The 16,873-nt window shown below is 60.8% G+C and carries 15 protein-coding genes; all 15 read right to left on the bottom strand.

From position 1 onward, the window contains the following. Positions 1-22: 22 nt before the first annotated feature. The 15 genes from NMA52_RS14515 to NMA52_RS14445 all read right to left on the bottom strand — a co-directional run bounded on the left by NMA52_RS14515 (position 23) and on the right by NMA52_RS14445 (position 16,872). The gene (locus tag NMA52_RS14515) at positions 23-694 is read right to left on the bottom strand and encodes a PAS domain-containing protein (protein WP_254828418.1); all 672 of its coding nucleotides are present in this window, start codon (positions 692-694) and stop codon (positions 23-25) included. 6 nt (positions 695-700) lie between these two features. Further along, a complete protein-coding gene (locus NMA52_RS14510; RefSeq protein WP_254828417.1) occupies positions 701-1,168 on the bottom strand; it encodes a TIGR02594 family protein in 468 nt (155 codons plus the stop codon). A 74-nt stretch (positions 1,169-1,242) separates the two neighbouring features. Continuing rightward, a complete protein-coding gene (locus NMA52_RS14505; protein WP_254828416.1) occupies positions 1,243-1,476 on the bottom strand; it encodes a hypothetical protein in 234 nt (77 codons plus the stop codon). Positions 1,477-1,573: 97 nt separating this feature from the next. Next, on the bottom strand, positions 1,574-1,882 hold the full coding sequence (locus NMA52_RS14500; protein WP_254828415.1) for a hypothetical protein: 309 nt from the start codon (positions 1,880-1,882) through the stop codon (positions 1,574-1,576). Between the two features lie 11 nt (positions 1,883-1,893). Next, a complete protein-coding gene (locus NMA52_RS14495) occupies positions 1,894-5,319 on the bottom strand; it encodes a hypothetical protein (protein WP_254828414.1) in 3,426 nt (1,141 codons plus the stop codon). Between the two features lie 2 nt (positions 5,320-5,321). Beyond that, entirely contained in the window at positions 5,322-8,594 is a 3,273-nt protein-coding gene (locus tag NMA52_RS14490; RefSeq protein ID WP_254828413.1) for a hypothetical protein, read from the bottom strand. After that, positions 8,591-11,392 carry a hypothetical protein gene (locus NMA52_RS14485; protein ID WP_254828412.1) on the bottom strand — a complete coding sequence of 934 codons (2,802 nt, stop codon included), beginning with the start codon at positions 11,390-11,392 and terminating at the stop codon, positions 8,591-8,593. Before NMA52_RS14485 ends, NMA52_RS14490 begins: the two co-directional genes overlap by 4 nt. After that, positions 11,392-13,947, bottom strand: a complete 2,556-nt coding sequence (locus tag NMA52_RS14480) for a tape measure protein (RefSeq protein WP_254828411.1) — start codon at positions 13,945-13,947, stop codon at positions 11,392-11,394. Before NMA52_RS14480 ends, NMA52_RS14485 begins: the two co-directional genes overlap by 1 nt. Further along, a complete protein-coding gene (locus NMA52_RS14475; RefSeq protein ID WP_254828410.1) occupies positions 13,937-14,128 on the bottom strand; it encodes a hypothetical protein in 192 nt (63 codons plus the stop codon). Before NMA52_RS14475 ends, NMA52_RS14480 begins: the two co-directional genes overlap by 11 nt. A gap of 122 nt (positions 14,129-14,250) precedes the next feature. Then, positions 14,251-14,616, bottom strand: coding sequence for a hypothetical protein (locus NMA52_RS14470; protein ID WP_254828409.1), 366 nt, complete (start codon positions 14,614-14,616; stop codon positions 14,251-14,253). A 40-nt stretch (positions 14,617-14,656) separates the two neighbouring features. Beyond that, positions 14,657-15,091 (bottom strand): phage tail tube protein, encoded by a 435-nt coding sequence (locus NMA52_RS14465; RefSeq protein WP_254828408.1) that lies wholly within the window; start codon positions 15,089-15,091, stop codon positions 14,657-14,659. A gap of 23 nt (positions 15,092-15,114) precedes the next feature. Beyond that, complete coding sequence (locus NMA52_RS14460) at positions 15,115-15,501, bottom strand: DUF3168 domain-containing protein (RefSeq protein ID WP_254828407.1); 387 nt, start codon at positions 15,499-15,501, stop codon at positions 15,115-15,117. Between the two features lie 2 nt (positions 15,502-15,503). Beyond that, positions 15,504-16,019: a hypothetical protein gene (locus tag NMA52_RS14455; RefSeq protein ID WP_254828406.1), complete on the bottom strand. Its 516-nt coding sequence runs from the start codon at positions 16,017-16,019 to the stop codon at positions 15,504-15,506. Further along, complete coding sequence (locus NMA52_RS14450) at positions 16,019-16,369, bottom strand: head-tail adaptor protein (RefSeq protein WP_254828405.1); 351 nt, start codon at positions 16,367-16,369, stop codon at positions 16,019-16,021. The genes NMA52_RS14455 and NMA52_RS14450 overlap by 1 nt, the downstream gene beginning before the upstream one ends. After that, positions 16,360-16,872 (bottom strand): head-tail connector protein, encoded by a 513-nt coding sequence (locus NMA52_RS14445; RefSeq protein WP_254828404.1) that lies wholly within the window; start codon positions 16,870-16,872, stop codon positions 16,360-16,362. The genes NMA52_RS14450 and NMA52_RS14445 overlap by 10 nt, the downstream gene beginning before the upstream one ends. Between the last annotated feature and the right edge of the window lies 1 nt (position 16,873).

Genomic DNA, 16,873 nt, shown 5'->3' with positions numbered 1-16,873 from the left:
TGCCGGGTACCGCCCGGCCGGGTTATTCTATCTTTTCCTCCCGGTAATTGTGGGCCTCCCCGCGGATGCCCTGGAACTCTCCGTAGTCGTCGATGAGCGGCTCCTTGATGACACGCCACCATACGCGGTAAGTACCGTCGGCGCGCTTCTCAATGGTCACTCCATCGTCGTAGCTGATGGGTTGTAGGGTTCGCTTTACGCCGAGGTCCGTTCGGCGGGCATTGTCGGCGACCTCCTTCGGGAGCAACTCGTGCCAGGTCTTACCATAAGTTTCGAAAGGATTGATGCCGGCCGGCTGCCATACCCCACGGCGAAAGGCGGGGTTGAACCAGTATACCTTTAAATCCTTATCCAGCTCCCAGCGCTTCACCTTACTCTGGTCATCGGCCCGGCGATTCATCCGGATCTCGGCCGTGAGGTCAGCAATCTCCTGCTGCATCACTTTCATCTCCGAGATCACCAGGTCATATTTCGCGGCGAGTTTGTCGTAATCCTGGCGAAGCTGGGCATTGACCCAGTAGCAGTCAGTGCGCTGTTGAGCCTGGGAAGCCGCCTCGTTATCCAGATAGGTTTTGTACATGGGTTGCGCGTGGTTGCCCGCGATGTAGGCCAGTACGAGCACACTGAAGAGCACGGCCCCCCGAAAACCCTGACTTTTATAGAGACCCGTGATATCGAAGTTTTTCCAGATCATTCCCCGTTAGTTCTTGGGGTATGCTCCGTCGTCCATCCGTAACCGTCGACCGGCCATGAAGCGGGAGACCGGATAATTGGACTGTCTCACGGCGTTGGATTGGTTACCGCCAAAGACGGTGAGGTTGGGTCCGTTGCGGCGCATGAAGAAAGCCACGTGACCGCGCCAGTCGGTTGGCTCTCCCCGGTGGAAAATGACGATATCGCCCCGTTGCAGGTCGTCCAGCGCTACCGGCTCGCCGACGTGGCGCCAGTCCTTGGCAACCATTGGGTTCAACTGCAGGGTGGTTTCGGCTCCCACTTCATCGGCAACGATGTTGGCGAAGATCGAGCACCAGGCCAGGCTGGAATCATCCGTCCAGTCTGGCATAAACCGATTGATCCACCGGAGAATTGTTGGGTCGGACTTTGGGCCCTGTACCTCGGTAATCCCGGCGTACTGGATGGCGCAGTAGATGATGGCGGGGTTCAGCATGCTGTTACGGGTTCGTGACTGCAAGTTCCGACCGTGCGCCCGCCCGTTGCGTCAACTCCGTTGACCGAGTTTCTTTACTTAGCAAAGATCAGCGCAAGTCCCTCGTAGAGGCTTTTGGCTTGATCCATCTCCAGTGCGACGTCTATAGTGTGTTCACCTGCCCGGATTGTGAAGGCTACATTGTCCTTCTCATCTTGCGGTCTGGAGGGAACACCCTGTTGAATACGGACAACTTGGGGATCGGACAGTGAAATGTCGTAGGAGGAATGAACTTCACTTCTCGTGATGGATGCGGTCAGTTTGGCCATGAATAAAGTCTTTGAATTGTAGGTTGCCCCGACATGTAGCAATATCCACAATGTCCGACTACTCCGGCGCCGATCGCGTCAACTCCGTTGACCGAGATTACTCCTCTTCCTGCATCCGGATCGCCCTGGCCAGATACTCCGGGGTTGGAGGATCCTCCCAGACCTTGCGCAGTGCCAGTTGGGCCATCAGCCAGTCGTAGCCCGCTGGCGTGATCTCTTTTTTGCGCTCCCACTTCTGATACTTTGCCGGGGCTTTCTCGATGTCACGGTCCAGCCGTGCGGCCCGCCGGGCGGCACGGCCCTCGGCGGTGCTGGAAAGGAGCTTCTTGATGGCGCTGAGCACGCCGAGGCCGGTTTGTACGGCTTCCACGATGACTTTAAGACGGAGGGTTTCGGAGGGGAGCATGGGTAGGGGTACTAGGGCTTAATGCGCCGCAGGATATAGTAATACCTTCCGCTGCCGTCGGATGGCGCGGGGTTGGTGTGGTTAACCCGGAAACTGGATGCCGTTACGTTCGTGATGGAATAATTTCCGAGAAAGAAATTCGGAGACGAAATGACCGGTCGGTAGTTCGTATCGGGCTGAGCGACCGGCAGAGGAACATCTACGAAGGTGCTGTCAGCAGGCACCACGATCTCGATGAGCTGATTCGACTCGGTAATCGAGACCAGCGATGATTCCGCGGAGGTGATTCGGGAAGCATTCTCCATGGCTTCCAGAGCAGTGGAGTCTATCGCGGCCGATAAAGTATTCGTTCCTCCGTACGGATTGGCGTGAGAGCTTTTTGCGTAGTCTGGTGTGAGCCAGGCACTTCCATCCCAAATGATGGTGGCGCGCAAGTCGGTGTCGTAATACTGCCACCCATCACGGCGCGCGGAGAGTACAGGTCGCTGGGCGGTAGTCCCTACCCGACGGATGCCATTCCAGGTTCGAGAGATCTCCTGCACGATGTTCGACAGCTTTACGAACCAAACAATTTCCCGGTGTCCTACGACAACCTCTGTGCCGCCATCCAGCGCCTTTACAACCCCCGCCGCCGCCACGCGAATCGTGGATCCATTATCTACGCCAGTCGTAAGCGCGAACATAGATCCATTCGGCACATTGGAGGCGTCGAGCGTAACGCTACATTCCGAGTTCGCGAGCGTGTGGTTCACCACGATTATGCTTTTTTCCGCCACGTTCACCGAAGCGGTGGTGGCTGCGGTCGACACCACTGATTCGACCTCGAACGCTATGCCGTCCACGAGCACGGGCGGCTGCACGACTCCACTGGTCGGGTGAGGCACGCCGCCAAGCTGCTCTGTGTCTGCTCCATTATCACGGAAGGAAAACGCTGGCTGGGTTTCCCCCGAAACCAGTACCAAGTTCCCGCTGGCTAAATCATTATCGATTACACCATCGGCACGGAAGGTATTTCGGGCCATGTACACATTCCCGCCCGATTCCACAAACTTCTCGGTGGCAAGCCAGGCGCCCGCGCTGTACGTGATCGTATCGTAGGAGCCCTTGCGCTCGGCACGCGCTTTCATGGATAGACCGGCGGGGCCAAAGTAGTCGATGGTACCCGCCGCGCTGATGCGGAAAACATCCTTCTCGTCCCGCAGGAAGCGGGCCAGGGAGGAGGCGTCGGTGTTCGACTGGGACTCAACCTTTAAACTGGTATTCTCACCCTGCGACGAGAAGTAATCGGCACCTGGGAGGTGGGTAGAGCCGGCTGCATTGATTGTGGGGATAAAACTTCTATCCTCCCAAATGGACCCAAAGATCGTGGATCCATCAGGATGGGTTGGGATCGTAGCGGCGCTGCCCGATGTAGAATAGTAAACGCCGAGCGGGACGAGGGTTTCAATATTTATGAGGCCGTAGCCGCTAATGCTGCTTCCCTTGCTGTTCTCGGTGAAGTAGAGCTGTTTTGCCCGCACTCCTTCAAGCCGGCAGTTCAAAAACACGTTGTACGGCCCATCATTGTACACGGCATACTTGTAGTTGGTCGACCCCTCGAAGTTGAGATTGACAAACGTATTGTTATCTCCCGAGTTATTTTTCAGGTACGCGCAGTCAATGTCTACTGCGTAATTCCGTCCGACGAGACCAGTCCCATTGGCCCGCCCGCCAATGAAGGTGTTACTGTTGCTCCACCCCCCGTTCACGTTCAAGATGTGGTAGTTGTATCTATTGTTAAAGACTTCTTGCCCGTAGATCACATTATTGACGTTGCCGTCCCCATCGCCCTGCAGGAGAATTCCATCGACGAACTTCATGGCGGTCACGTAGAAAAAGCTGTTCCGGGAGTTGGCGATACGAACCCCCGTCGAGGTGGTGTCCAGTGGGGTAAGGTTATTGCCCGTCGGATACCACTCACTCGTGGTGGTGCCGATCCAGGTCTTCCTGGAAAGGCGCACCGTGTGGGTCATCGATACATGTCCATCGAATACGAAGACGTCCTGGTTCCCCGCTACGTGAAGCATACTGGTGCCGACCGCGTGGATCTCTACGCCGTTTGCGGGGCGTATCTCCAGATCGTTTATGTAGTACTGGCCGTCGTAGACTAGAACCCTTGGGTTCGTTTTCGTATTCAGCTTGGTTTGTGCATTGAGAAACGCAATTGCTCGGCGAAACGCGTCATCGGAAAAATCGGCTGCGGTCGGTGCGGGTGGAGCGATCGGGTTCTTGCGGACGAAGTAATTCGCGCGGTCCTTGGCGCCGAATGCCTGGACGTTCGCCACGCCGTTGGCGAATTGGAGAATGGCGTAGCCCCCAATCACTGGAATGACCGCTACACTATCCACGGGGTACCCGGCGAGGCTGTCCTTTTGGACTACGTAGGTCGCGCGCCCTCCGTCGCCTGGCGCGTAATACCCCCTGGTGCGCAGCAGCACTCCCCTGGGGTAGAACCGCCCGACCATAGCGGAAGGGGAATCCACCTCGCGCAGTGAAAGTTCCCGGACGAGCAAGTCTACGCGCGAGGCGAGGCTTCTCGTTCCGGATGTGTCCACGTTGGCAATTTCGGTTGCGAGGGACAGCGCCTGGCTTTCCGTGGCCGAGCGGGGTGGAGCCACTGCGCCACTAGCAAGGTCCGGCTGCCAGGGCAGACTGTCCCGGTCGGGGTTGTACTCCCAGCGAACACCGTACAGGTCCGTCACCGTCCAGTACTGTTCACTGGTTGCCGGTTGGTTTTGGAGAAGGGGGATGTTATTGGGATTCCCGGAGATGCGCCCGAGGCCCGGGTTCGATACGATAGAGTCCAATGTCACTGGCGCGGATGCCTTCGCGACGATCGTCGTGTCGAGGATCGCCGTGCAGCCCCCGCGGCTGGTGTAAGTGTAAGAATAGGTACCCGCCGAAATGGGCCCACTGGAGAAGCCACTCGACCCCGTAGACCAGGTGATTGAGCCGCCATCGGTTAGCGACCGGACTACACCTCGCGAATCCTTCACCAGCGCCACGAGCTCCCCGTCCAGGCTGGCGGTCGAGGTCGGGTAGGTTATGGAAAGCAGGCTGACCGTGGGCGGCGTAGCGTCGAACTTCAGGAAAACGGGGGCGGTCGTGTCCCGGGCCCCCACCGCATCCGCGACGGCCACCACGTAGCGGGAGCCACCGAGGACATTGAAGGTGACGAGCTCGTCGTCGACAGCAGACGTGTCCAGCACGGGGACGGACTCACCACTCGCAGCCTTCAGCTCGAAGTAGTACGGGGCCGTTCCACCACTGGCGGAAACCACCAGTGTCGCAAATCCCTGTCCCTTTGGGACGCACTGATCGAGCGCCTGATCAACGCGGATAGATACCTGAGCCGAGAGACCGGCCGTGAAAATTAGAAGGACGAATAATAGTCTCATGATCATTGTTTTCTGATGGCACAGTATCCGGCGGGTAGACCGGTATCGTTTCGGGGTTTCACGCGGTAGAAGCCACCGATCGGCACACCGAGGGCAGCGGCTTCTTCGTCGCTGTAGGCTTCTATGGCTCCCTCGCAGGGGTCCGTGGCGGAGCCGGTGGGGAATGGAACGATGACGTCCTCGCGCCCCTGCAGATAGAAGCCACTACCGTCCGGCGTAGGAATGGGGATCTGGATTTCATCCGTCGTGTTCTCCGTCTGAATAGCTCCCTGGGAAGTACACCCACCCCCCACGCAGATGGTGGTATCCTTCGTGATGCCGGTGTAGGTCTCGTTGGTGTTGTAGATCGGGCACTGCGTACAGTTGATCCGGATGTAGTCATTAGGGCCGCTGAGGTTGCCTGGGTACTTGATCTCCGAATCAAGGCCCAGGGGGAAGTTCGCCAAGTTGGCCGTGAGCTGAATACGCAGAGGCTTGCCCGTAAATCCGTCGCGGTGAAATACGATGCCGTAGTCTTGAGAGAAGTTACTGGGAATGTTGGCGCCGTTGTAGGACTTGATGCGCGAAGCGTTCACGGTACCCACCGCGTACGAAGAGTAGTTCCCAAACACGCGGTCGAAGTTCCCAACGAAGTCGAGACCCACGTTCGTAGGCCCGCCGCGGCTCCATACTACTCCCGTGCTGCCGTAAGACATGCCAGTAGTGGATCCCGTGCCCGCTTTCGGGGAACCACCCACCGAACCGAAGAGGTCGCGGACGTTTCCGGACATCGATATGCCGCGCAGGTCCGCCCCGGCGGGTCCGACGTTTACGCCCGTCTGTACGTTGTGCAGCCGCATGAGGACACCGCTCGTGAGGATCCCGCCCCCACTCGTAGCACCGTACTCACCGATGTCGCTGTTACCGATCGCGTTGTCGCAGTTCGACACGTTGAACGTGACGTCTTCAAGAACGGTAGCGGCGGTCGTGGCGCCAACGTGGAGCGCCGCATTCTTATACTTCGGCTTGAACGGAGCCCGAATAGTGTCCACGTCGAACACCACACCTCGCAGGGTGGATAGCTTCGAAAATTCGGTGAGCTCCAAGGAGATGTCCCTAAACTGGACGTTCTCGATGAGCAAGCCCGTGCCGGACCGGGCGGCCTGGCCTACCTCGGTGCGGCCACTGACCGAATAGACGATCAGGTTGCGCAGGTTGAGGCCCCGGTAGCCGTCAGCGTTCAGCCACAGGCCGTTCACGTCCGTGCCCTGCTTGGCGTAGACCAGGGTCATATTCTCCACGGTCGAATTGAACAAGTTCGATGACCGGATCAGGTCCCGACGCCCGACCATGATGGACCCGGGTCCCGACCCCCGAACGTAAAAGTTTTCCGGTGCCCCGGGCGTGTGAATAAGTACCCGTCGGAAGTACGCCTTTGTACCCGTGGGGATCACCGTTCCCGCAGCCTTATTCCCTTTGCCGATGTTTCGGATGGTGTACAGCGTTCCGCCGTCGCTGCTAATCAGCTCGTAGAGGTCGTTGCCAATGCTGAAGTACTTCCCCTTCGGGCCCACCGGCGGGGACTTGGAGAGGTTCACCTGCACGTTAGACCCTACGGCTGGCTGCGTGAAACTGGCGTTGAGATCCCCGTAGTGGCTGTTGCGGCTGGGGAAGTAGTCCAGGGCCAGGGGCTGGTTCAGGTGGACGTTTAGCCCCACGACGGAATCGATGAGCAACTGCTCCCCGTGCTGCTGATCTCCGTAGCTGGCCCCGCCGGACAAAAAGGCTTTACGCCGCCCGACCCACACCGCTGCATCCGCGGCGGTCTTGAGTTGGAATACCCGGGAATTCAGGGTGGCCGAAGTGGTGTCGTAAGTGGCCACGTCCACCAGGTCGTAGTCCCAGTTCGTATCGCGGTAGCCGAGGCCCAGGTCCACGGCCCAGTAGGTCGTGTTCGCGGGGTTGTTCGGGGGCACAACCACGGCACCGTCCTCCAGGATGAAGCCGCCGTTATCTACCACTTCGTAAGTGGTTACTCCATTGTTGTACAGCCGCTCGTAGGCACTTAGGCTGCCTTCGTTTTCGCGGTAGTACACTTCCGACGTGCCGCCGGCGTAGGCGGAGCGAACCGCCTGGCTGGCATCATTTCCAATGTAGAGACCGGCCGGGACGCGAATCTCCCAGTCGCGCTGCCCGTCCATCGCGTACTTCGCCTGACGCACCGCGTGCTTAAAGGGGTTCGCGGCCGTACCACCGCTGATGACCGCCCACCGATCGGCTACGTCGACTACACCGTCCGCCGTAGCACCAAACCAGGTGAGGTACACCGAGAGCTTCTTCTGCAGGTAGCGGCCGTTGCCGCGAAAGATCCACTGGTAGGCCGGAGCCTCGTACTCCCGCCCCAGCGTGACGATGGAGCCAGCAGTTACCGTTAAATAGCCGGACGGACCGAAGCGCAGCTTCACCGAGTCGGCAATGGTCGTGTTGGCGGTGAAGGTGACTCCGTTATTTACGTAGACCTCCTTCGGCGCGTTCGGCAGGCCCGCCAGGTAGGATGCAGTGATCACGAAGTACTCCCCCGCAGCCGCGGTGGCGATCTGCTGCTGTAGTCGCTGCTTTTCTACCGCGAGGGAATCTTGCGCTCTGCGCTCCGCAGCCAGGGCCACCGAATCGGCGTATGTCTGACTAGCACCGCCGAGGGACGTCGTGTCGATCAGCGCGAAGAGGCTGTCGGTATAGCGCGCGGCGCTGTCGCGGGCCGTGAGGGCCTCCTGGGCGGCGTAGGCTCTGCCGCGTTGCTCGGCAGCCAGGGCGCTGTCGCGGGCGATGACGCGAACCACTCCCTCCGTCACCCGGGTGTTGATGGCACTGTCTAGTTTAGACTGTAACACGATGCTATCGGGAACTACGGGAATCAGGTTGCGCACCAGCTGAATGCTGTCGCTCACCCGCCGGATGATGGCTTCCTCGTTGGCGGCCGTGGATCCGGTCATGCGAAGGCCCCGCCGGCCGGCATCGATGTAGTAGATGAGGCTGTCGGCTGCTCGGATGAACTTGAAGCGATCGGCGGCAGGCACGGGGTTGACACCGGGAATGTAGGTGCGTATCAGTCCGGTATCGACCTCCGGGGCCATATAGGCGCGCATGGTGTCCAGGCGCAGCACCGTGGGGAATCCGCGGCTGTAGGAATAGATCGCATCCTCATCCTTGGGATCGTCCACGGCGGGGACCTGACCGTAGGCCGTGACCGAAAGGGTCAGAAGGAAAAGCGAGGCGAGCAGGTTGCGTAAATTCATAATTTCAGACGTCTTACGGTATCAATAGTTAGTTGCAAGCCGCGGGGCGAGTCCCCGTCGATGCGCTCCACCTGAAGGCGGTAGTAGCCCCCGCGGATGATCCCCCTCACGGCTACGTGACCCCCGCGACCGCTTCCCTGGTAGGTGGCTACCGTGTAGCGCTCCTCTCCGTCGTCGAAGTATTTGAGGTTGATCTTAACGGCGGCGGCCGTCGGGTTGCGCACCAGGGAAAAGGTCACCCCGCGCAGCTCGTGGCCCTCCAGGGCGGTGGGGTACCAGAACCAGTCGAGGTACCCCTCGAACAGCGGAGTGTCGTAGCCGGCCACCACGGCGGTGAAGGGCGCCGCGCGCAGGGCATTGACGCTCTGCAGTACGAAGCCGGGGTCGTACTGCACGTAGCTGCCGGCCGGAAGCACGATGGGCTCTCCGTCCTCATCCTCTACCTCGAGATCTCCGCCCGACTGCTTTAAAAAGCGCAGCGTGCCGTCGGCTTCGTAGTAGGGGCGTGCATCCGGATCTCCAGCGTCGGTCTCCACGCCCAGCTCGTAGTCGAAGCGCGCCCGCACGGTCTTTTTGGCCCCCGTGGCCGGGTCGGTCAGAAAAAGTCGCTGATCGCGGTAGATGGGCAGTTCGGACGGGGGGCGCCCCAAATTGATCTTGCGCACGGTCGTCGGCTCCTCCTCGGGCAGCCCCACGACGACCTCACGGGTGAGGACGGTAGGAAGTGAGTTGAGCTGCGTACGCTTGATCCCCAGGTCGGCGGCTCCCCGCTCCGCTTCGCGTTCACCCCCTCCACCACCGGTACCCGGTCGTCCTACGCTACCCGGCAGGGGCAGTTCCGGTCTGGAGATGTCGAGGGGATCCTTTGATCCGATATCCTCGCGTTTGCGCGGGGGCTCCGGCGGCGGCGGCGGGCGAAAGGAAATGTGCAGCCAGGATCCGCGCCACTCGTCGCGCAGCACGTCCTGCTCGCCGTCCTCGCAGAGGTACACCTTTGAGTCGTAAACCAGGAGCATGTGGGGGGCATAGCCGGTAGTGCGTACCGAGATGTCCAGGCGCTCGCGCTGTACGCGCTGCAGGCCCAGCGCCATCCAGGCACAGAGTTCCGTATGCGCCAGACTACCGATGCTGTCCCGGTCGAGATAGTACTGGTTGTCCCAGCGCCGCCAGCCGCTGGTCAATTCATAAATTGGCTGACCGAAGTTGTCCTCCCCCGAAAGCGATTCGATACGCCCGAAGGTGTTGTCGCCGGGTCCGTCGCCGAAGAGGTGTACCGTTTCCAAAGCTGCACTATTGCGGTACTCGCTTTGATTGGCGACCTCGAAGACGGTTTCGTTGTACTGATCGTCAATAGATCCAGTGAGCAGGCTTTCCAGGAAAAGATTGGAGACCGTGTAGTCTACCGCGGCCGGATCTATCGGGGCAGCATCTTGATAAAGTCCTTCACCGGAAATGGAAAAGTACAGAGTGCCCGACCGGGGAACGACCGGCGTCGTGATATTGAATGACACGGTAGTACCGGAAGAGAACTGCAGCGGGGGCATGCTGAACACGAAATAGCAGGCGTTACTCATGCCGCCCGGCTTCCATTCCTCGGCTTTGTACGTCGCCCCGGCGGCAGTGATGATCACCTCGCGGGCCAGGCCATCTCCGTTGTTCGCGTCGTCGTCCTCGGCAATCGCCATACGGACGGCCAGTCGCAGCAGTGCCGACTTTCCCGGAAGCGGAATCGTCACGCTGGCCTGCGGCGTGTACTTTATGGAAACTTTACCGGAGAGCAGCAGTTGCCCGGCGCCTTCGCTGGCCCGGAAGTTGCGAACCTTCCTGACGGGCGCCGATAGCCGTCCCCACGTCCCATTCTCCCCCGGCAGCAGGTTCTGCCGGCTGAAGTGACGGTAGGTCGCCGTTACGCCCTTGAGCGGTGGCAGGAAAGTAATGTTGCCGCCGGCCAGGGCCGTAGAATCGCTACCGTTGATCTCGGTAGACAGCTCGTACCAGCCTACCGGGGTGCGACCGTCGAGGTGCTGGCCCCAGGCGTCGTAGTCGTGCCAGGAGAGTACCTGGTCCTGGCGGCTGTAGTCGACCGTCTCCACCAGGTAGTAGCGTCCGCCCGCGAAGGTCAGCCGGGCACCGAGCATCCGCAGGAGCTCCTCGAGTACCTGGTAGAAGGTGCGGTACTTGATCTCTCCCTTAGCGTCGACGGTGCGCAGGGCTTTGATGTTGATGCGCAGGAGCTCCAGCTGGGCCACCCCCAGGGCCGGCGTGAGCTGATCCGGCCACAGCGTGGAGTGTACCGACAGGAACACCTGCCCGGGGCCGAAGTAGCGCGCCAGGGGCATCTCGGTAAAGATGCGGTACAGGTGGGCCAGGTAGTGATCAAAGCCCTCGATCCCCTTCGGGTCGTAGTCGATTTCCTTGAGCCTGGCCAGGCCGTCCGTTGCGGCCACCGTGAAGTCATAGCGATCTACGCCGAACTCCACGCTCACCAAATCCATGAGCACGAAACCCGCCCACTCCAGTTGGTCGTTGAGCAGCAGCCGGAGGCAGAATTCCAGTTCCGAGGCCTCGGTCAACTGAAAGAGGGCATCTTTCTGGGCTTGGGTGGTCACGTAGAAGGTGACGCTGAGTTTGGAGGCCAGCAGTGTAGAGTTGGCGTTGTCTCCCGCCGATCGGTACGTCCGGCGCAGGCTCCGGCACTTGATGTCCAGAGGGATGCCCCCGGGCTCCCCCCGGTCGAGGTAGACGTCGAACTTGTCGCCCGCCAGGGTGTAGCCGGTACTATGGAGCAGGCTAGCCACTAGAACGAACGATTGTAGGCGGGTCGGGCCCGGTCAAGGACCCCCACCAGGTTATCGCCACGGATGATGAATTCCACGCTTCCCCCGAGGCCGGCTCCCGCGTCCCCGCCCCGGTTGCCGAGGATGTCGTTCAGCTTGTCCAGGGGGATTACCGCCTCCTGGCCCGCCTCGCCGATCAGGGCCAGGGTGGGTCCGGTGGTGATACCGCCGGCGGCCAGGGCCGGGATTTTGAGCGCATTAATGGCCGTGGTGAACAGAGCCCCCGCGGCGGCGCCCGCACCGGCGGCCAGGCCGACGTTAAAGGGAAAGGGTACGCTCTTGAGGGCGCTGGCCACCTGGGTGGCCACGGCCAGCTTAATTTCGGCGGCAATGGCGTCACGAATGGAGGCTACGACCGTAGCGCCGAACGCCTTCACGGCGCTGGCCCCGTCGTTCATCGCTTTGGCTACCTGGTCGAAGGCCGAGCTCGACACCTGCTCGAGGGCCTCAAGCGCCGATGACATTTCCCCAAACTTTTCGGTGGTTTCGTCTTGCTCTTCTTGCAGCTGCTGTAGTCTTTCAATGAGGGCAGCTACTACATCGTCGGTTGGCTGGAGCCCCTCTTCTAGAGCCTCAATTATGGCGTCCTTCGTGAGGTTGATCTTCTCTGACAATGCATCGAAAGAGCTGCCAAACAGTTGGGCCTTTATATCCACTTCGGCAAAGGCCGTGCCCAGGTTCTCCTGGATCTCCGTGCCTAGGGAGGCAAGCAATGACTTCATGGAATTGATGGGCTGCGCGTCTAAATCAGGATTGACCTGCAGTCCGTCCAGCTGTTCTTGCAAAAAAGTAGCTTCACGCCGGGTGGCCACCAAGTCGGTAAACATCTTGCTCAGCGCCTCCCGGTCTCCCTTGCTCAGGGATGGCGTATTGTCGCCGAGCAGGCGGACCCGGCGGGCGTTGTTCACCTGCTTTTTGTCGCCGTTACCGGATGGTATGACAGGATCCTCGACGACGACTACTTCCTCACCCTTGGCTCCCCCCACCTTGACCGGCTCGGCCGTAATTTGATCGAACGTTGTCCGGAAAGCCTGGGCGGCACGACCACCAATTCTAGAAAAGGACGTGGCGTCCAAAAAGGCATCGCCCGCGGTAAAGTCCAGCTTGGCGTAGCTACCCAAAGCCTTACCGAGGAGTCCGAGGTTTTTAGTGAAACCATCCACCGCCTCAATTATGAAGGATATCGATGCACCGACCGCACCGAATACTGAGAGAAACGCATCGCCTACAGACTTCGCTTTTATCCCCAGGCTTCCCAAGACCTTTCCGGCCAGGTCCTTAATGAGGTCGATAACTGGCTCCAACTGCTTCCCCAGCCGGGCAATCTGCCCACGGAAGAACTCGCTGCGTTTGTAGGCCAGCACGAAGCCGGCCACGAGGGAGCCGACGACGGCCACCGTTATGCCGATCGGGGATAGCAAAGCTCCCAGACCGATCTTTAGTAGGCCGAGCACCTTGGTGAGTCCTCCCAGTAGTGTCGTGGCGCGCACGATGGCGCTTCCCTTTACGAAGATGGTGAAGGCCGAGCCGATGCTCTTACCGAAGGTGAGCGCCAGTTTGGACATTGAGCCCAGGGGGCCGGCCAGCAGTTTAAATCCCGAAGTCAGCAGCGGTACGGTCCGTGCCGCCGCTCCGAGACCAAAGGTCAGGGGCCCGATGGCCGCCGCGGCGCTGGCTCCGACGATCACGGTCTTTTGCATGGCGGGGCTGAGGCTCTTAAAGGCCGCCACGCTGCGGCTGATGAATCCGGCCAGCCTACCCAGGTTCTCCTCCAGGTTGAAGGTCTTGGTGATTACCTCGCCGAGCTCCTTACCGGCCACCTGCAGTTCCACGCCGAAGGAGTCCAGGGCCTTGGTGATACCCCCCTGCACGTTCTGAAAGTCCTCGTTGGCGTCGATGGCCGCGATAAGCCGGCTCACGAAGGTCTGCATGGCGATGCCCGTGCCGCGGATCTCCTCGGCCGTACTGGCCCCAAATTCGTCCTTAATAACCTTGGCCAGGGCCGGCATCCGGTCCAGGATACTGTTGAGGTCCTCCTGTTCGATCTTCCCCTTGCCGATGATCTGGGAGAACTGGCGCACCACGCCCCCCACGTCGTCGATGCTGGATCCGGAGACCGTCGCCGCGATACCAAGCTGTTTGACGGTCTCCTGGGCCTGGGCGGCACTCTGACCCACGGCCTGCAGTTTCAGGCTGGCGTCACTGGCCACCTTCAGGTCGAGGGTAGTGCGCGTGTCCTTGACAACGTTGAGCAGTTGGGCGAGCTGCTTGGCGCCCTGCTCGGTCGAGCCGGCGAAGACGGCCAGGCCCTTTTCGGCCTTGTCGAAACCGGCGAAGGTGGACACCGCGGCCGCCCCGATGCCCAGGATCGGTAGCGAGACGCGCGTGGTCAGATCGCGGCCCAGGCGCTCGGCCTTATACCCGAAGCGCTTAAGCTGGTTTTCCGCTCCCTTGAGGGAGTTCGCCAGGGCGGACAGATCCGCCCCTAACCGTACTTTGAGATCACTACTGGCCATTTTTCATCTCGGCGTCCCACTTGGCGAAGAGGGCGGCGCGCTTTTTTAAGTCTTCGGCGGTCAGGGCGGGAGCTGGCGTCGCGTCCTGACCGGGGTAATTGGTGTCCCACGGGAGCCGGAGCACGTCCGTGGGTTTGAATTTGGCCCCGCTTTTCTGGTAGGGGGCCAGTACCGCGTACATCAGCATTCTGAGCCGCTCCCACTCCTGTCGCTCGTTGCGCTGCCGGGCCCGAAGGGCGGCGGCCAGCTCGGCGGGCGTCAGGCGTTCGTAATCGTCGAGGGAAAGGCCGAGAACTCCCAGGGCTACGGCTTGGGGGTCCTCGGCTTCTTCTTTCCCCCGGTGTCGGCTGGCTGGCTTCCGGACGAGTCGCCGGCTACGGCCTGAAAGGCGCGTCCGGTCAGGGTGAGGTCATCGTTGAGGGCCTCCTCGATCTGCTCCACCGTGGGAGCCTCGCGGTCGTCCTTGGCCCGGCTCAATCCGGAGCGGATCAAATTCCGGATGAAGGTGGGGACCGCCTCGAAGGGCAGTTCATCCCCGATCCGATCGGCCTCACTCATGCGACTCAGGCCCGCCAGGGGTAGCGTGCGCTTGATGGCGGTGAAATCCCACCGGACGGGCCAGTCCTGGCCGGCGATCTGGAGGGTATTGGGTTTAGCTTTATTAGCCATACTACTGCTGTGTTTGTCGTTGGTGGTGAGGATTTACGGTCTATACGGGTACCGCGCCGATGGTCGGAGCGCCAACGCCGGTGATGGTGCCGGAGATCGTGCCGTTTTCCTCGACGGGGGCCGTCAGGGAGAAATCGGACATCAGGCCGCTGCCGCTCAACAGCACGTCGCCGACCACATCGGTGGTGGCGCGCCAGGCGAACTTGGCGTCAGAGTTAAAGACAGCCAGCAGTCCGGCTACGCTGTTCACCGCTACGGTGTTGAGGGTGGTGTCCTCGGAGAGGAAGCCCTCGAAGGAGATGGAGTAGGACCGCTTACCGGCTTCGGCGCTGGCGTAACCACCCACGCTGTCCTTATCCACCGTTTCCCGGGTTTCCATGGAAAAGGAGATCGTGCAGGAGGTGGCGTGGCCGAGGGGCTTGCCGTCGACGTAGAGCCGGAAGTTGGTACCGTTGATGACGCCAGTGGAGGCCATGATGCAAGGGTTTTAGGGAATGATTAGAGTTTTCGCGCGCGGTATTCCTGCACGATTTGGTAATATTTTTGTTCCGGCTCGAAGGCCGCGTCGCTCTCGTCGTCGAACACGGTGCGCACGGTTTGGCCCGTGTCGAGCTCCCGGGTCTGCCAATTGAGGGCCTGCTTTACCTCGCGGGCGATCTGGCGCACCGTGGGGTAATCCAGGGCCATGATGTCGATCTGGAATTCCCAGCCGCTGGCGACCGGTCCGTCCTTGCCGATCACCTGCCGCTCGGAGAGCTGATTGATCAGCACGGCCGGCACCGCAACGTTTTGCGGGAGCATGACCGGGTAGATCCGATCGGCCACCAGGGCGGTGAGCTCGGTGCGCTCGCTCAGCAGGTCGTGTATGGCGTATTCAGCGTTCATACTCAGGCGCCGGTACTGATGCCTTGTCGGCGGGCGTTTTTCTTGATGGCCGTCAGGGAAGCCTTTTTGACCTCCCCCACGATCTGCTGCCGGGTGCTCACTACGGCCGGGGTCAGTACCCGCCGCTTAAAGGCCGCGGCACTGCCGTAGATCATGGCGGCGTAGTAGGGGTCCACGGGCTGGCCGGGGCCGCCGTACTCCCGCACCTTCTTGCGTCGGTTCTGAACGCCGACGTAAGCATCCTTGCTGCGCCGCAGGTCAAGCCGCTTGATGGCCCGCCGGACGTTTCCGGGGTTGTATTTGATGGGTTCCTTGTCCCCCTTGTTCCGCCGGTAGTGAGCCCGGGCTGATTTGGGAGCCAGCTTACGGGCCGCCCGCACGAGGGGCTGCGCTCCTTTGTAGAGGATGCGCTTACGGTCGCGGCGATCAAAGTCCTTGACGGAGTCCTCGACCTTACCGATCCAGGCGTCGATCTCGCGGTTGATCAGGCGTGCGTTGCTGAGTTGTCCGCGTCCCATCAGCTGCCTACTTTTTGCTCGCCCACCTGGTGACATTCGATGAGCAGGTATTCGAGTCGTTCCCCGGTGCGCAGCACACTATCGACCTGCAGTACGTCACCGTCGAAGTGCAGCCGGTCCGAGGTCCGCACCGGTCCGCTCTCGCGGCGCACGATCACCTCGATGCGGGTACGCGCAACCACCTGTTTACCCGCCTGCCGCTCATCGCTGCCGGCGGTCTTGTAGTTTACGGCTGCCCACACGGTACGACCGCCCGTGGCGTAGGTGTCCACCTGGGCCCCTAGTTCTCCGCGGGAGACGGTGAGGGGCTGGATAGTTACCCGGTGCCGCATTTGTCCGATCAAACCCATCTGCGCACCGGATTTAGGAGGTTTTCGGCGGCGGTGGGCATTTTGCGGATGCGGTCGGTGCGCTTTTCGTAATTCTCGGTGATGATGAGCTGCATGGCCACCTTCACCACGTCGGGTACGTCGTCGGCTACGGTAGCCTCCCCTACCTTCACCCGAACGGTCAGCACATCCGTGGCGCGGGCGTGCAGCAGTACTGTATCGTAGGGGTAGGTCTGGCTGAGGTAGTAATCCGCAGGAGCAAGAGTAGTATCGCCGACGGTGACACTGACAACCTCCTCGATGGGCCCGATGCCCGGTCCGGCACCATACACCATCCGGTAGCCGGTCACCTCAAGCGTTCGCTGCGCGAAAGCCGTATTCGTGTAATGCTCCACCCACTCCCGGGCCGCGCGGATGAGCGAGCCGATCAGCGCGTCATCTTCGCTGTGGTCCACGCGCAGCCAGCGCTTGGCTTCCTGCACGGTTACCGGCTCGAAAGCGGGTGGAGTGATTACGGTGGCCATG

It is taken from the genome of Lewinella sp. JB7, from assembly GCF_024297185.1.
Taxonomy (GTDB): Bacteria; Bacteroidota; Bacteroidia; order Chitinophagales; family Saprospiraceae; genus Neolewinella.
The sequence above is the reverse complement of the archived record's forward strand: the minus strand, read 5'-3'. Positions and strand labels throughout refer to the sequence as shown.

Bases quoted from the DNA above. Each gene is read 5' to 3' on its own strand.
- NMA52_RS14515 (WP_254828418.1), bottom strand. From the start codon at position 694: ATGATCTGGAAAAACTTCGATATCACGGGTCTCTATAAAAGTCAGGGT.
- NMA52_RS14510 (WP_254828417.1), bottom strand. From the start codon at position 1,168: ATGCTGAACCCCGCCATCATCTACTGCGCCATCCAGTACGCCGGGATT.
- NMA52_RS14505 (WP_254828416.1), bottom strand. From the start codon at position 1,476: ATGGCCAAACTGACCGCATCCATCACGAGAAGTGAAGTTCATTCCTCC.
- NMA52_RS14500 (WP_254828415.1), bottom strand. From the start codon at position 1,882: ATGCTCCCCTCCGAAACCCTCCGTCTTAAAGTCATCGTGGAAGCCGTA.
- NMA52_RS14495 (WP_254828414.1), bottom strand. From the start codon at position 5,319: ATGAGACTATTATTCGTCCTTCTAATTTTCACGGCCGGTCTCTCGGCT.
- NMA52_RS14490 (WP_254828413.1), bottom strand. From the start codon at position 8,594: ATGAATTTACGCAACCTGCTCGCCTCGCTTTTCCTTCTGACCCTTTCG.
- NMA52_RS14480 (WP_254828411.1), bottom strand. From the start codon at position 13,947: ATGGCCAGTAGTGATCTCAAAGTACGGTTAGGGGCGGATCTGTCCGCC.
- NMA52_RS14475 (WP_254828410.1), bottom strand. From the start codon at position 14,128: ATGTACGCGGTACTGGCCCCCTACCAGAAAAGCGGGGCCAAATTCAAA.
- NMA52_RS14470 (WP_254828409.1), bottom strand. From the start codon at position 14,616: ATGGCTAATAAAGCTAAACCCAATACCCTCCAGATCGCCGGCCAGGAC.
- NMA52_RS14465 (WP_254828408.1), bottom strand. From the start codon at position 15,091: ATGGCCTCCACTGGCGTCATCAACGGTACCAACTTCCGGCTCTACGTC.
- NMA52_RS14460 (WP_254828407.1), bottom strand. From the start codon at position 15,501: ATGAACGCTGAATACGCCATACACGACCTGCTGAGCGAGCGCACCGAG.
- NMA52_RS14455 (WP_254828406.1), bottom strand. From the start codon at position 16,019: ATGGGACGCGGACAACTCAGCAACGCACGCCTGATCAACCGCGAGATC.
- NMA52_RS14450 (WP_254828405.1), bottom strand. From the start codon at position 16,369: ATGGGTTTGATCGGACAAATGCGGCACCGGGTAACTATCCAGCCCCTC.
- NMA52_RS14445 (WP_254828404.1), bottom strand. From the start codon at position 16,872: ATGGCCACCGTAATCACTCCACCCGCTTTCGAGCCGGTAACCGTGCAG.